Origin of the sequence: Pseudomonas sp. WS 5010, from assembly GCF_012985565.1 — a bacterium.
Classification (GTDB): Bacteria; Pseudomonadota; Gammaproteobacteria; order Pseudomonadales; family Pseudomonadaceae; genus Aquipseudomonas.
This window is the reverse complement of record NZ_JAAQWQ010000006.1, coordinates 537,834-552,228: the sequence shown is the minus strand read 5'-3', so window position 1 is coordinate 552,228 and position 14,395 is coordinate 537,834. Positions and strand designations below refer to the sequence as shown.

The 14,395-nt window shown below is 61.6% G+C and carries 11 protein-coding genes; 4 read left to right on the top strand and 7 right to left on the bottom strand.

The features are described from left to right. Positions 1 to 123: 123 nt before the first annotated feature. The 4 genes from HBO11_RS22660 to HBO11_RS22645 all read right to left on the bottom strand — a co-directional run bounded on the left by HBO11_RS22660 (position 124) and on the right by HBO11_RS22645 (position 3,971). A complete protein-coding gene (locus HBO11_RS22660; protein WP_169953922.1) occupies positions 124 to 513 on the bottom strand; it encodes a hypothetical protein in 390 nt (129 codons plus the stop codon). Next, the gene (locus tag HBO11_RS22655) at positions 510 to 1,925 is read right to left on the bottom strand and encodes a PAAR domain-containing protein (protein ID WP_169953921.1); all 1,416 of its coding nucleotides are present in this window, start codon (positions 1,923 to 1,925) and stop codon (positions 510 to 512) included. Before HBO11_RS22655 ends, HBO11_RS22660 begins: the two co-directional genes overlap by 4 nt. 128 nt (positions 1,926 to 2,053) lie before the next feature. Beyond that, on the bottom strand, positions 2,054 to 2,533 hold the full coding sequence (locus HBO11_RS22650; RefSeq protein WP_169953920.1) for a hypothetical protein: 480 nt from the start codon (positions 2,531 to 2,533) through the stop codon (positions 2,054 to 2,056). 277 nt (positions 2,534 to 2,810) lie between these two features. After that, positions 2,811 to 3,971, bottom strand: a complete 1,161-nt coding sequence (locus HBO11_RS22645; protein ID WP_169953919.1) for an AAA family ATPase — start codon at positions 3,969 to 3,971, stop codon at positions 2,811 to 2,813. Between the two features lie 164 nt (positions 3,972 to 4,135). Between HBO11_RS22645 and HBO11_RS22640 the strand changes: the two genes are divergently transcribed. The 4 genes from HBO11_RS22640 to HBO11_RS22625 all read left to right on the top strand — a co-directional run bounded on the left by HBO11_RS22640 (position 4,136) and on the right by HBO11_RS22625 (position 11,709). Beyond that, entirely contained in the window at positions 4,136 to 5,239 is a 1,104-nt protein-coding gene (locus HBO11_RS22640) for an efflux RND transporter periplasmic adaptor subunit (RefSeq protein ID WP_169953918.1), read from the top strand. Beyond that, the gene (locus HBO11_RS22635; protein ID WP_169953917.1) at positions 5,236 to 6,306 is read left to right on the top strand and encodes an efflux RND transporter periplasmic adaptor subunit; all 1,071 of its coding nucleotides are present in this window, start codon (positions 5,236 to 5,238) and stop codon (positions 6,304 to 6,306) included. The genes HBO11_RS22640 and HBO11_RS22635 overlap by 4 nt, the downstream gene beginning before the upstream one ends. Next, positions 6,303 to 9,344, top strand: coding sequence for an efflux RND transporter permease subunit (locus HBO11_RS22630; RefSeq protein WP_169953916.1), 3,042 nt, complete (start codon positions 6,303 to 6,305; stop codon positions 9,342 to 9,344). Before HBO11_RS22635 ends, HBO11_RS22630 begins: the two co-directional genes overlap by 4 nt. 127 nt (positions 9,345 to 9,471) lie before the next feature. Continuing rightward, on the top strand, positions 9,472 to 11,709 hold the full coding sequence (locus tag HBO11_RS22625; RefSeq protein WP_169953915.1) for a glycoside hydrolase: 2,238 nt from the start codon (positions 9,472 to 9,474) through the stop codon (positions 11,707 to 11,709). 260 nt (positions 11,710 to 11,969) lie between these two features. Here HBO11_RS22625 and HBO11_RS22620 read toward each other — a convergent pair whose 3' ends face one another. From HBO11_RS22620 to HBO11_RS22610, 3 genes are read right to left on the bottom strand one after another with little or no spacing between them, the layout of a single operon-like run. After that, positions 11,970 to 12,605, bottom strand: a complete 636-nt coding sequence (locus HBO11_RS22620) for a class I SAM-dependent methyltransferase (RefSeq protein ID WP_169953914.1) — start codon at positions 12,603 to 12,605, stop codon at positions 11,970 to 11,972. A 40-nt stretch (positions 12,606 to 12,645) separates the two neighbouring features. Beyond that, a complete protein-coding gene (locus tag HBO11_RS22615) occupies positions 12,646 to 13,290 on the bottom strand; it encodes a methionine ABC transporter permease (protein ID WP_169953913.1) in 645 nt (214 codons plus the stop codon). Next, a complete protein-coding gene (locus HBO11_RS22610; RefSeq protein WP_169953912.1) occupies positions 13,280 to 14,395 on the bottom strand; it encodes an ATP-binding cassette domain-containing protein in 1,116 nt (371 codons plus the stop codon). Before HBO11_RS22610 ends, HBO11_RS22615 begins: the two co-directional genes overlap by 11 nt.

The following is a 14,395-nucleotide window of genomic DNA, read 5'->3' as shown; positions in this document are numbered from 1 at the left end:
CTTGGTAATTGTTTTGCTCATGTATTTCCCTCTCGGCTCATCGATAACTATATTCATCCATATGCCAGTCCCTATTAAGGCATGCTGTGCATACATAACAACTCAATTGAGGCTACATTCGAATTACCTGAATTTTAATAAAAAGGCTATAGCTATCATCCAGGCGAGTGGAATGTTTATCATCGTTAAGTTGGCGATCAAACACCATTTCAAGTGAGGAGGGAAATTTTTGAAATCGAGTGGGTCTAGTTCCCCAATCCTGATAAAGGGCTTGGGCCAAACGATCATTCCGGTGATTTTTGATATTTCCAGGATCGACCAAATAAAACCGCGCCTCCCCAAGCTCGGACCCCAAATATAAATGTAGTGGCTGTTCTTCAGGGCCTCTTTTATTGCGTCCAGGTGACGGTGGCTTAGATGCAGACTGTGGGCGATGCCGGCAACGCCTATCAGCAGTGGCGCCCCTAGAAAAAAAATCGCAAACCAGAGAGGCCAACTATCGATAATGGTCATGGTTGAGTCGCCTGGTAAATTTGCTCTCCCAGTGCTTCACCTGCCATACCACCGACAGTAGTGGCCGCCCATGTGCCAACTCCCACTATCGCGGCGACACACACAACACCCCCGATACCTCCTGTAGATACGCCAATCGCTATGCAGATTGGACCGCTCACCGAACTAGCTGACACACCACCCAAAGCACCAACCATCGTAGACCCTGCAAATTTCCCCCCCTCAACAAACTTAACCCTCTCACAAGCTTCCACAGTCCCCCCATTACACACCTCCTGAATAGCCAATAACGAAGACACGCCGCCAATACCAATGGCGATGTACCCGCCGGTCTTCATGTAGTTGGCTGCACGGCTGGTTGCTTCCACATGGGTGGCATACCCCGGAATTTGTCCGGGTGCTCCGGCCTTGCCCCAGTGATGCACCAGGCTGCGACTGGATATGCCGAGGGCGGTTTTCAGTTTGGGGTGATCGCCCAGGGTTGTCTGGCCACGCAGGCGAGTGGACTTCAACAGATGGGCATCCAACTGAGCCAGCAGGCGCTTGCGATCAGCGAGAAATTGCGGGGACTTGAGGTGTCCTTCCCGGCGATAGCTCTCTTGATGGAGACGCTCGATGGCTTGGAGGGTGTCGCGCAGGTTGCTCAGGTGCTGCTCTATCACCACCGCGCTGACGCCCAGCCAGGTTGAGGTGTGGCCGATAAACCCGGCGATTTCTGCGCCGTGCCGGTACAGAAAGTCGGCCTCCTCGGGTGTCAGGGGCTCCAGCGCTGCGTCTACTTGCTGGGCGGCCTGCATCAACAGGGCTTCCTGGTAAGTGCAGGCGGTGTTGTTCGGATCACTCAACACGATGATCGAGCCGGCTTTAACCTCGCCCTTATAGGGGTTAAGCCCCTGAAACTTGCTCATGACGGCGGGGTTGTGCTCGGGGAAAAGGACCGCCTCCAACGCTTCGCGGGTCATGCTTTTGGGGACCACGTAGAACCCAGGTTCCTGGGGCTCAACGCTGTTGAATACGGCTGGAGCGCGATTGGCTGAAAGCGCCAGGCTGGATGAGGTCGCAGCTGCCGGTCGTTGGGTAACGGGTGGCGCGGTGGGTTCGGCGGCTCGCCTGGCCACTCGCGGTGCAGTGCCTTGGTTGCTGTAGGTCGCCGTGTACACCGAGGGAATCAGCCGCGCTCGGCAGGGGCAACTGCTGAAACTGTCCAACGTGCCCGCTACAAGTTTGCCATGACTCTCTATGTGCGATATGCCACCGATAATCTGATAGATCTTCCTGTCTATGCCGCATGTGACTTCGCCCCCTTCGCGGGCATGAAGTAGACCGAATATAGTTACCCTCACATCTCCATCCAGGACGATCCCGCCGCAGGTGGTCTTGTCACCGCGACCAATGAAATGACCTTCACTCATTGTTATTCCTTATTGTTTGCGGTCGAGTAATGTCGCGTTGCGACCGTCAATTATCTTTTATTTGGACGTGGTTAAGTGTTATCTAACTAGCGGGTAGTCAACTGGTGTAACGGTTTGCGGTTAAGCACTCAAATAGATTGCAAAAAATCTTCAGCTTTCGACACTCCCGCACGTAATATGATCAACGAAGAGCTTTGCGGTGTATTGATGATTTCGTCACCGTTACTGAGCACGCTGCCCACTAATGCAATATGGCTGTAGTCTGCTCCTGCGGCGGTTACAATTTGTGCTTTAGTGCCGTCGTTGTATACAGCGTAATCACCTTTCTGCGCGGCGTGTACGTGCTGCCCATTAGGCAGTTTGAATTCCATCGGAGAAGTGGCTTGTTCAATAACGCCACCGTTGCGGGTTTGGCTGCCTTGCGCTGCGATTCGGTAAATAGCGATAGGAGGATGGGCTTTTCTGTATTCTTGCTGTTGCCTGACGAGGGTCAACACCTCTTCGTTGCAGGTGTCTTGTATGTTCTCCGTGATTTTCGACTTGTCTAGGTCGCGGAGAAAGTCAGCGCAAGCTTCGTTGGTGTGACGTGCAGGCTGGGCTGTATTCATTTTATATTCTCGTTCATGACGTATGTGTTGCACTAAGCTTGGTGTATGAAGTGATTAAAACTAGGCGTAAGTGCCAGGTCGTCACCCTGAAGAGATATAGGGTTTAAGTAAAGTCGGATGCCTCCGAAGTTAAGCTCATAAAGTTCTGAAGGAAAAATTCCATCTATTTAAATAATGGGAGTGATTCTGCGCATAGACAGCGATTACTTTGGTACTGCACCGTGAGTGTTCAGATGCCCGGTGTGCGGCACCGGGCGAAGGGCTTCCAACACACTGCCTAACTCGGCCAATGCCACGCCGGCTCATCCAACACCCGCTGCCCCACAATCTGCGTCTGGCCCATCACCTTCTCCAGCACAATCGAATTGCATCCCTCGTCCTGCTGCAACGCCGCGATCAAGCGGCTGGCATGGGACACCACCCACACCTGGCATTGCCTTGAAGCCTGGATGATCAGGCGCGCCAAGGCCGGCAACAGGTCCGGGTGCAGGCTGGTTTCCGGTTCGTTGAGCACCATCATCGTAGGCGGGCGTGGCGTCAGCAGGGCGGCGATCAGCAGCAGGTAGCGCAGGGTGCCGTCCGACAACTCCGCCGCCGACAGTGGCCTCAGCAACCCTTCCTGATAAAACTCAATGGCAAAACGTCCGCCCTGCAACGGCTGGATATTCAGGCGTGCGCCGGGAAACGCATCGCTGACTGCGCGATGCAAGGCCTCGGGGTCGCCGATTTCGCGGATGGTCTGCAACGCGGCTGCGAGGTCGCGGCCATCGTGGTGCAACACCGGTGTGCGCGTACCCAATTGGGGCAGGCGCACCGGCGCATCGGCGTCGCTGCGAAAGTGGTCGTAGAAGCGCCAGCCGCGAATGCTTTCGCGCAGCATCAGCACTTCGGGCGAGCCGCGCAGGCTGCCGACCTGGTCGAATAGGCTGTGGTAGTCGGGCGTGTGTTGGGCCAGCACATCCCAGGCCCGCCCGTCTCGGGCGCGGATCATCGCCCCCGAGCGTTGCACCAGCAGGCTGGCCGGGCGATAGACGTGGCCGGCCCAGATGCATTCCTTTTTGATCTCGGGGTCCAGGGAAAAGTACGACGAACTGGGTACTGGCAAGCCCAGGGAAATCGCGTAGCTGAAGTCTTCGCCGGCGAAGCCCAGGCGCAAACGCTTGACGCCCTGGGGCACGCTGGCCTGCACCGCGACTTCGCCCTTGAGCATGCGCCGGCTGATGTTTTCGGGGCCGGCCCAGAACGTCGAGTCCAGGCCTCCTTCGCGGGCCAGGGCATTGATCACGCCGCCCTGGGCGGTTTCCGCCAGCAGGCGCAAGGCGCGGTACAGGTTGGATTTGCCGCTGCCATTGGGGCCGGTGATCAGGTTCAGCCGATCCAGCGGTACCACCAAATTATTGATCGAGCGGTAATTGGCCACCGCTAAGGTTTTCAGCATCAGGGGCGTTCCCGGCCGGTATGGACCGCCATCTTACCCTGTAGGAGTCGGCTTGCCGGCGATCAACCGAGGCCACGTAATTCCCCTAGTCGAAGGCGGAACCCTGAACTAAGCTCACAGTCGCATACACACTGGCACGTCGGTATCACGCAAAAGGAGCCTGCATGGGCGGTCCCACCTCAACAGTTATTTGTGGCCTTGCTCTGCTGGCATTGCTGAGCGGCTGTGGCCAGCAAAAGCCTGAACCCAAGGCCCATTCCAGGGTGTTTGTGCAAACCGTGCAGCCGTCCGATTTCGCGGCGGCGGTGACCCTTACCGGGGATATCCAGGCGCGGGTGCAGACCGATTTGTCGTTTCGCGTGGGCGGCAAGATTATCCAGCGCATGGTGGATGTGGGCGACCGCGTGACGGCCCGGCAAGTGCTGGCCAGGCTCGATCCCAAGGATTTGCAGACCAACGTCGATTCCGCCCAGGCCCAGGTGGTGGCGGAACAGGCGCGGGTCAAACAGACGGCGGCGGCCTTTGTGCGCCAGGAGAAACTCCTGCCCAAGGGCTACACCAGCCGCAGCGAGTACGACGCGGCCCAGGCCGCCTTGCGCAGCAGCCAAAGTGCCCTGGCGGCGGCGCAGGCGCAGTTGGCCAACGCCCGCGAGCAGTTGGGCTACACCGCCCTCATCGCCGAAGCGCCGGGGGTGATTACCGCGCGCCAGGCCGAAGTCGGCCAGGTGGTGCAGGCCACCGTGCCGATTTTCAGCCTGGCCCGTGACGGCGAGCGCGACGCGGTATTCAACGTCTACGAATCGCTGCTGGCGGAGCCACCGCCGGATGCGCCAATCACCGTCAGCCTGCTGGATAACCCGAGCATCAAGGCCGTGGGCCGGGTGCGTGAAGTGACCCCGGCCGTTGCGGCCAGCAGCGGCACGGTGCAGGTGAAGATTGCCCTGGAGGCCTTGCCCAAGGGCATGCAACTGGGTTCGGTGGTCAGCGCCACCGCCAACGGGCAAGCCAAGGCCAGCATCGAACTGCCTTGGGCTGCACTGACCAAGGATCTCAGCGAGCCCGCCGTGTGGCTGGTGGATGGCGACGGCAAGGCGCAATTGCACAAGGTCACTGTCGCGCGCTACCTGACCGGCAAGGTGATCATCAGCGATGGCCTCAAGGGCGGCGAAAAAGTCGTAGTGGCCGGTGGGCAATTGCTGCATCCAGGCATGGTAGTGGAGATCGCCCAGGCGCCGGACCAGGCCCAGGCCAAGGGCGTGCAGCCATGAAGCACCTGACGCTGATCCTCGCCAGCAGCCTGTTGTTGATCGCCTGTTCCAAGGAAGAACCGGCGCCGGAGCCTATAAGGCCGGTGCTCTGGGTCGAGGTGAAGGCCGAAGACCAGGCTCACCTCGGGCGCTTTGCCGGCAGCATCCAGGCGCGTTATGAAAGTAACCTGGGTTTCCGGGTGCCAGGGCGCATCGCCCGGCGTGCGGTGGATGTGGGCGCCGAAGTCGAAAAAGGCGCCTTGCTGGCGGTGCTCGACCCCACCGACCAGCAGAACCAGCTGCGCGCCGCCCAGGGCGACCTGGCGCGGATCCAGGCGCAATTTATCAACGCCCAGGCCAATGCGCGGCGCCAGCAGGAGTTGTTCAACCGTGGCGTCGGCGCCCAGGCGCAACTGGACATTGCCCAGACCGACCTGAAAACTACCCAGGCCTCCCTCGACCAGGCCAAGGCCTCGGTGGACCAGGCCAAGGACCAGCTCAACTACGCCGAGTTGCGCACTGACCACGGTGGCATCGTCACCGCCTGGAATGCCGAGGCCGGCCAGGTGGTCAGCGCCGGCCAGCAAGTAGTGACCCTGGCCCGTCCGGATATCAAGGAAGCGGTGATCGACCTGCCCGCCGGCCTCGCCGAGCGTCTGCCGCCGGATGTGGTGTTCCTGGTGGCCAGCCAGTTGGACCCCAGCATCAACACCACCGCCACCGTACGCGAGATCGAGCCCCAGGCACAAAGCGCAACCCGCACCCGTCGCGCGCGCCTGACCCTGGCCCAGACGCCCCCGGCGTTCCGGTTGGGCACGGCGATCAGTGTGACCTTGAGTTCGGCCATCGCGCCACGCATCGAGTTGCCCGCCAGCGCGGTGCAGGATGTCGAGGGCAAGGCCCGCATCTGGGTCATCGATATGCAGCAGCAGACCGTGCAACCCCGCGACGTGACCCTGGTCAGCCGTGATGCCAGCAGTGTCGTGCTCAACGGCGGCGTGCAGCCTGGCGAGCGGGTCGTCAGCGCCGGCGTCAATAGCCTCAAACCCGGACAAAAAGTCAAAACCGACGAGGACAGCCCGCGATGAAAGGGAGCTTCAACTTATCCGACTGGGCACTCAAGCATCAGTCCTTCGTCTGGTACCTGATGTTCGTTGCGCTGCTGATGGGCGTGTTTTCCTACATGAACCTGGGGCGCGAGGAAGATCCGTCCTTCACCATCAAGACCATGGTGATCCAGACCCGCTGGCCGGGCGCGACCCAGGAAGAAACCCTCAAACAGGTCACCGACCGCATCGAGAAAAAGCTCGAAGAGCTGGACTCCCTGGACTATGTGAAAAGCTACACCCGGCCCGGTGAATCCACGGTCTTCGTGTTCCTCAAGGACACCACCAGCGCCAAGGCGATCCCCGAGATCTGGTACCAGGTGCGCAAGAAGATCGACGACATTCGCGGCACTTTCCCCCAGGGCTTGCAGGGACCGTCGTTCAACGACGAGTTCGGTGATGTGTTTGGCTCGGTGTATGCCTTTACCGCCGATGGCATGTCGATGCGCCAGTTGCGCGACTACGTCGAGCAGGTGCGCGCCGAAATCCGGGCGGTGCCGGGGCTGGGCAAGGTCGAGATGATCGGCCAGCAGGACGAAGTGATTTACCTGAATTTTTCCACGCGCAAACTGGCCGCCCTGGGGATTGACCAGCGCCAAGTGGTGCAGAGCCTGCAAGCCCAGAACGCGGTGACCCCGGCCGGGGTGATCGAGGCCGGGCCGGAGCGGATTTCGGTGCGTACCTCCGGGCAATTCGCCTCGGAAAAGGATCTGGCTGACGTCAACCTGCGGCTCAATGACCGCTTCTACCGCCTGGCGGATATCGCGGATATCAGCCGTGGCTATGTGGATCCGGCGCGGCCGATGTTTCGTTTCAACGGCCAGCAAGCCATTGGCCTGGCCATCGCCATGCAGAAGGGCGGCAATATCCAGGAGTTCGGCAAGGCCCTGCACCAGCGCATGGACGAGCTGACTGCCGACCTGCCGGTGGGCATCGGCGTGCACAAGGTGTCGGACCAGGCAGAGGTGGTGGAAGAGGCCGTCGGCGGTTTCACCAGTGCGCTGTTCGAAGCGGTGATCATCGTGCTGGTGGTGAGCTTTATCAGCCTGGGCCTGCGTGCCGGGCTGGTGGTGGCGTGCTCGATCCCGCTGGTGCTGGCACTGGTGTTTGTCTTTATGGAGTACAGCGGCATCACCATGCAGCGGGTGTCGCTGGGTGCGTTGATCATCGCCCTCGGTTTGCTGGTGGATGACGCGATGATCACCGTGGAAATGATGATCACGCGCCTGGAAAAAGGCGAGACCCTGGAGCAGGCCGCGACCTACGCCTACACCTCCACCGCGTTCCCCATGCTCACCGGCACCCTGGTGACCGTGGCCGGCTTCGTGCCGATTGGCCTCAATGCCAGCTCGGCCGGCGAATACACCTTCACCCTGTTTGCGGTGATTGCGGTGGCGATGCTGGTGTCGTGGGTGGTGGCCGTGTTGTTTGCGCCGGTGATTGGCGTGCATATCCTCAGCAGCAAGGTCAAACCCCACAGTGAAGAGCCGGGGCGGATCGGGCGGGTGTTCAACGCCGGTATGCTGTGGGCCATGCGCAACCGCTGGTGGGCGATTGGCCTGACGGTGCTGCTGTTCGTGGCGTCGGTGTTTTCCATGCAGTTTGTGCAGAACCAGTTTTTCCCGTCGTCGGATCGCCCGGAAATCCTCGTCGACCTCAACCTGCCGCAAAACGCCTCGATCAACGAAACCCGCAAGGCCGTGGATCGGCTTGAGGCAATCATCAAGGACGACCCCGACATCGCACGCTGGAGCACCTATATCGGCCAAGGGGCGATCCGTTTCTACCTGCCCCTGGACCAGCAACTGGAGAACCCGTACTACGCGCAGTTAGTGATTGTCAGCAAGGGCCTGGAGGAGCGCGGCGCGTTGATCGAGCGCCTACAAAAACGTTTGCGCGATGACTTCGTGGGCGTCGGCAGTTTTGTCCAACCCCTGGAAATGGGCCCGCCGGTCGGGCGGCCGATCCAGTACCGGGTGTCTGGCAAGGACATCGACCAGGTGCGCAAACACGCCATCGAACTGGCGACGTTGCTGGATAAAAATACGCACCTGGGCGAGATCATCTATGACTGGAACGAGCCGGGCAAAGTGCTGCGGGTCGATATCGCCCAGGACAAGGCGCGCCAGCTTGGGCTGTCGTCCGAAGACGTGGCGCAGTTGATGAACAGCGTGGTCAGCGGCTCGGCCGTGACCCAGGTACACGACGATATCTACCTGATCAACGTGGTCGGCCGCGCCGAAGACGCCGAGCGCGGCACCCCGGAAACCTTGCAGAACCTGCAGATCGTCACCCCCAGCGGCACCTCGATCCCATTGCTGGCCTTTGCCACCGTGCGCTACGAGTTGGAGCAGCCGCTGGTGTGGCGCCGTGATCGCAAGCCGACCATCACCATCAAGGCCGCCGTGCGCGACGAGATGCAGCCGACCGACCTGGTCAAGCAGCTCAAGCCTGAAATCGAGAAATTCAGCGCCGGCTTGCCGGTGGGCTACACGGTCGCTACCGGTGGCACCGTGGAGGAAAGCGGCAAGGCCCAGGGCCCGATTGCCAGTGTGGTGCCGTTGATGCTGTTCTTGATGGCGACCTTCCTGATGATCCAGTTGCACAGCGTGCAGAAAATGTTCTTGGTGGCCAGCGTGGCCCCACTGGGCCTGATCGGCGTGGTGTTGGCGCTGATTCCCACGGGCACGCCCATGGGCTTTGTGGCGATCCTGGGGATTCTGGCGTTGATCGGTATCATCATCCGCAACTCGGTGATCCTGGTGACCCAGATCGACGCCTACGAGCGTGATGGCTACACACCGTGGGACGCGGTGGTGCAGGCCACCGAACACCGGCGCCGGCCGATCCTGCTGACGGCGGCGGCGGCCAGCCTGGGCATGATCCCCATCGCCCGGGAAGTGTTCTGGGGGCCGATGGCCTACGCGATGATCGGCGGCATCATCATCGCCACCCTGCTGACGCTGCTGTTTTTGCCGGCGTTGTATGTGGCCTGGTACAAAATCCGCGAGCCCGCGTAGGAGTCGGCAAGCCGGCTCCTACAGCGCGGTAGGGGCCGTGGGAAACGTCTCAAAGTCCTAATGGGGCGTTTCTCAGGTAACCAATTGTTTTACCCTCCAGGCTTTCACTTGTGTGAAGGTCTTTGCCATGCCTCGTTGTCTGCGCCTTACCTTAATGGTTTGCATGCTACTGCTCTCACCCCTGGCGGTTGCCGGCACCGTGCTGGAAAACGCCCAATGGCGTATCGAACTCGACGCGGCGACCCTGGCTGTGCGCGTTACCCCCGCTGGCGGCGAACCGGTACTGGCCTCAAGCGGCGTGGCGGCCCATGAGGTCAGCCAGTTGCAACAGGCCGATCAACAGGCCAACTGGCAATGGGACAAGGGGGCCTATCACCTGAGCGCCACCCTGGACCAGCGCGACCTGATCCTTAGCGTCACCGCACGCGAGGCTGCTGAACTGGACATCCTCCGGCAACCGGCCAGCGCCATGGGCAAGGGTTTGATCTGGCCGCTCGCCGAGGGGCATTACATCCCCGCCGGCAATCGCCTGTGGCAAGACTTCCTGCTCGATTACGGCGATGTGAACAGCACCCAAGACCTCAGCCTGCCGTTATGGGGCGTCGACCACGCCAGCTTTACCCTCAACTGGCTGCTGACCAACCCCTACAACAATCGCTTGCAGTGGCATGCCGAGGGCCAGCGCCTGGGCTTGACGTTGCGCCATGAGTTCACCGCCCTGGACCCTGGCGCACCGATGACACTGCGCCTGAACCTGGGCGAAGCCGACTTGCTGGCCGGTGCCAAGCGCTATCGCCAGTGGCTGGTGGAGCAGGGCCTTTACGAGCCGTTGGCGCAAAAGCTGCAACGCCTGCCTGACGGCGAAAAACTGCTGGGTGCCAGCCATGTGTACCTGTGGGGCAACGACCTGCTGGGCCTTGGTGATGTACGCGATTGGCAGCAGCTACGCACATTGCTGCGCGCGGCTGATGGGTTGGGCGCGCAACTCAGGGGCCTGCTTGACCCGCAGGCGACGCAGGTGGTGCACGTCACCCAGCCGTTTCTGGATCGTTACCAGCAAGCCGTGTTGTTAAGAGGGCTCAACGCGGCCCTCGACAAAAAGGCGCGCCAGGGCTGGCAAGCCAAGACCGAGCCCGACATGCAGGCCCTCGCCGAAGGCTATGGGGTGGTCCGTCAGGCATTGGCGCAGGAGTTTGCCAGCGCCTTGACCGCGCCCCCCGAAACCTGGGGTAGCACCTTATCCGCCAAAACTATAAAGACCCTGCAAGACAGTGGCCTACCACGCTTGCTATTGACCCTGGGCGAAGGCTGGGAGGGCGGGCTCTGGCACCCTGAGGCGGTACGCAAGGGTGTCGAGGCCGGGTACTTGATGGCGCCTTATGATTCCTATGAAACCGCGCTGGCGGACACGGAGAACCTCGACTGGACCACCGCGCACCTGGGCAGCCGGGCGTACCGCGACTGCGCGATCATGTTGAAAAATGGCCAGCTCAAGACCGGCTTCCAGAAGTCCGGGCACTACACCGACCCGCGTTGCGTGCGCCCGCTGCTGCAGGCACGGGTGACAGCGGTGCAGGCCAAGGCCGGGTTCAATGCCTGGTTTCTCGATGCCTACGCCACCGGCATGCTGTTTGACAGCTATCGCTCGGTACTGGGCATGACCCAGGCGCAGAACGCCGAGGGCAATATCGACGCGGCGCGCTGGATTGGTAGCCACCTCCAGTTGCCGGTGGGCTCCGAAGACGGCAATGCCACCACCGCCCGCGGCGTGTTGTTCGCCCATGGCATGCAAACCCCGGTCATGGGCTGGGGCGACCGCGAGATGACCCAGGACAAGCAATCGCCTTACTACGTGGGCGCCTGGTATCCACCGGAGGAACCGGCGGTGTTCTTCAAGCGCGTGCCGCTCAAAGAGCCGCTGCGCAGCGTGTACTTTGCCCCGGCGATGCGCCTGCCGCTGTATCAGGCGGTGTTCCATGGCTCGGTCATTACCAGCCATCACTGGCTGTTCGACAGCCTGAAGCTGAGCAATGTGCAGGCGGAAAACGAGTTGACCCAGCTGCTTTACAACGTGCCGCCGTTGTATCACCTGAGCGCCGCTACCTTGAAGCAACGCTTGCCGATGATCCAGCGTCAGGATGGGTTTTTCCGCCCGTTGCATGAGCGTCTGGCGACCCAGGCAATGACGGATTTTCGCTGGCTGAGCAACGACCGGCTGGTGCAGCAGACCACGTTTGCCGATGGCACGCGGTTGGTGGCCAATTTTGCGCAGGAGCAGAGGGACGGGTATCCGGGGCGGAGTGTGACGGCGTGGGTGGTGGGTGAAAGTCCGGTGGTGTATCAGGTGGATCAGCAGCGCCCTTGAGTCCATCGCGGGCAAGCCCGCTCCCACAGGGGGGGCTCGACCAGGCAGGGAGCTCTGGACACACCACAAAACCAATGTGGGAGCTGGCTTGCCTGCGATGGCGGTATGTCAGCCACCAAAGATAGTGCCTGTACTACTGCCATCGCGGGCAAGCCCGCTCCCACAGGGGGGGCTCGATCAGGCAGGGAATTCTGGACGCACCACAAAACCAATGTGGGAGCTGGCTTGTCGGGTCGCCGCATCGCTGCGATAGCGTCCGCTCAGACAACCTCTACCTTACGCCACACACTGGCCAACCAGGGCTGCTGCTCGCGCGGTAGTCCTGCCGGGCGATAGTAGTGCTCCAACTCCACAAACCCCGCCGCCGCCAGCAGCGCCTGCCAGGCCGCAAGGTCGTGATACGAGCCATAACGCGGCCCGTTCCAGCCCTCCTGGTTTTGCCCCCTGGGATTGGAGCTGAACAACACCCCGCCCGGTTTCAGCGCAGCATGCAGTTGCTGGAGAATGCGCGGCAACTCCTGCTTGGGGATATGGAACAGCACCGCATTGGCAAAAATCCCGTCGAAGCGCGCGGCCGGCAGATCCAGTTTGAGGAAGTCCTGGTGCAGTACCTCGCAGCCGCTGTCCTGGCGCGCCATCTGCGCGAAACGCTCGGCGCCATCCAGGCCCACGGCGATATGTCCAAGCCGGGTGAAGGTCTGCAAATCCCGCCCCGGCCCGCAGCCGAAGTCCAGCACGGTAAACGGTGCGGGCGCCTGGATATGCCGCAGCAGTGCGTCGATGTTCTGGCTTACATCATGGTCGCGGGTGCCTTCGCGAAAGTCCTCGGCCACCTGGTTGTAGTGGCCCAGGGTGGTGGAGGTGATCTGGTCGAGGTCGTCGGGGGCGAGTTTCATGGCAGTCGGCACCAGGGCAAAGAAAGGTGCCGACTATACCTCAGCGCTTGTTCAGCCCGCGCGCCAGGCGATCGCCGCCCAGTTGGATCGCGGCCACCAGCAGAACCAGCAATACAATCACCGTGAGCATGATCTGGCTGTCAAAACGCTGGTAACCGTAGCGGTAGGCAATATCCCCCAGGCCTCCGGCGCCGATCGCCCCGGCCATGGCCGACGAGTTGATCATGGTCACCAAAGTAATGGTGAACCCGCCGACAATCCCCGGCAGTGCTTCCGGCAACAGCACATGCCAGACGATATGCCAGCGCCGGCAGCCCATGGCCTGGGCGGCTTCGATCAGGCCATGGTCGACTTCGCGCAGGCTGACCTCGGCGATTCGCGCAAAGAATGGCGTGGCGGCGATGGTCAGCGGCACCACGGCGGCCCATACGCCGTAGGTGGTGCCGACGATCAGGCGGGTGAACGGGATCAGCGCCACCATCAGAATCAGGAAGGGGATGGAGCGGAACAGATTGACGAACGCCCCCAGTACCCGGTTCAACGCGGGGGCCTGGTAGATACCGCCCTTGTCGCTGGTGACCAGGAACACCGCCAGCGGGATGCCCACCAACAGCGCGATCAACGACGACACCCCGACCATCAACAAGGTGTCGATGGCGCCCTGCAATAAACGATCAAACCACATAGCCCAGCACCTCGACCTGTTGTGCCCAGCGCGCGGCGCGGGTGCGTAATGTATCGGCATCCAGGGTGGAGTCGCTCACCGCCAGCAGCAACTGCCCCAGGGCGTGGCCCTGGATGCGCTCGACCCCGCCTTGCAGCAGGCGCACGCGTCCACCCAGGGCGCCGAACAGTGCGGCGAGGTCCGGTTCATCCGCGCTGGCGCCGGTAAATTGCAGGCGCAGCACCACGGCCGCCTGCGCCGACGGCGGCGTGGCCTGCAAACGCTTTTGCAGCTCATCGGGCAAGCCATGTTGCAGGGGCGCCAGCAGGGTTTTGCTGACCTCATGCCTGGGGTTGCCAAACACTTCCCACACCGGCCCTTGCTCGACGATCCGCCCGTGTTCCAGCACCACCACGCGGTCGCAGATTTCGCGGATCACCGCCATCTCGTGGGTGATCAGCACGATGGTCAGGCCCAGGCGCCGGTTGATCTCGCGCAACAGGCCGAGGATCGACTGGGTGGTTTCCGGGTCCAGGGCCGAGGTGGCTTCGTCGCACAGCAGGATCTGCGGGTCGTGTACCAGCGAGCGGGCGATGCCTACCCGTTGCTTCTGCCCGCCGGACAACTGCGCCGGGTAGGCCTTGTGCTTGTCTTGCAAGCCCACCAGCTCCAGCAGTTCGCGGACTTTTTGTGCGCGCTGTGGCTTGGGCACACCGGCGACTTTCAGCGGCAGCTCGACGTTCTGCCACACGGTCTTGGCCGACATCAGGTTGAAGTGCTGGAAAATCATGCCGATGCGCCTGCGCAGGGCTACCAGGCGGTCTTCGTCGAACTCGCCGATATCCACCTGGTCGATCAGCACCCGGCCGCTGCTGGGTTGCTCCAGGCGGTTGATTGTGCGGATCAGCGACGACTTGCCGGCGCCACTGCGGCCGATGATGCCGAACACTTCGCCGTGCTGGATCGCCAGGTCAATGCCTTGCAGCGCATGCACCGTGCCGTCATAGGTTTTGCCCAGGTTGATAAAACGCACATGGGCGCGGTTGAGGTCTGGGTGCAGTTCGGTCTGCCGGGCGTCCCTGGGCGGTGTGCCCAGGTCGCGCAGTTGGCTGTTGGCGGCGCTCAT

Coding starts and splice junctions, on each gene's coding strand:
- HBO11_RS22635 (WP_169953917.1), top strand. CDS start 5,236: ATGAAGCACCTGACGCTGATCCTCGCCAGCAGCCTGTTGTTGATCGCC.
- HBO11_RS22625 (WP_169953915.1), top strand. CDS start 9,472: ATGCCTCGTTGTCTGCGCCTTACCTTAATGGTTTGCATGCTACTGCTC.
- HBO11_RS22640 (WP_169953918.1), top strand. CDS start 4,136: ATGGGCGGTCCCACCTCAACAGTTATTTGTGGCCTTGCTCTGCTGGCA.
- HBO11_RS22655 (WP_169953921.1), bottom strand. CDS start 1,925: ATGAGTGAAGGTCATTTCATTGGTCGCGGTGACAAGACCACCTGCGGC.
- HBO11_RS22620 (WP_169953914.1), bottom strand. CDS start 12,605: ATGAAACTCGCCCCCGACGACCTCGACCAGATCACCTCCACCACCCTG.
- HBO11_RS22610 (WP_169953912.1), bottom strand. CDS start 14,395: ATGAGCGCCGCCAACAGCCAACTGCGCGACCTGGGCACACCGCCCAGG.
- HBO11_RS22645 (WP_169953919.1), bottom strand. CDS start 3,971: ATGCTGAAAACCTTAGCGGTGGCCAATTACCGCTCGATCAATAATTTG.
- HBO11_RS22615 (WP_169953913.1), bottom strand. CDS start 13,290: ATGTGGTTTGATCGTTTATTGCAGGGCGCCATCGACACCTTGTTGATG.
- HBO11_RS22650 (WP_169953920.1), bottom strand. CDS start 2,533: ATGAATACAGCCCAGCCTGCACGTCACACCAACGAAGCTTGCGCTGAC.
- HBO11_RS22630 (WP_169953916.1), top strand. CDS start 6,303: ATGAAAGGGAGCTTCAACTTATCCGACTGGGCACTCAAGCATCAGTCC.
- HBO11_RS22660 (WP_169953922.1), bottom strand. CDS start 513: ATGACCATTATCGATAGTTGGCCTCTCTGGTTTGCGATTTTTTTTCTA.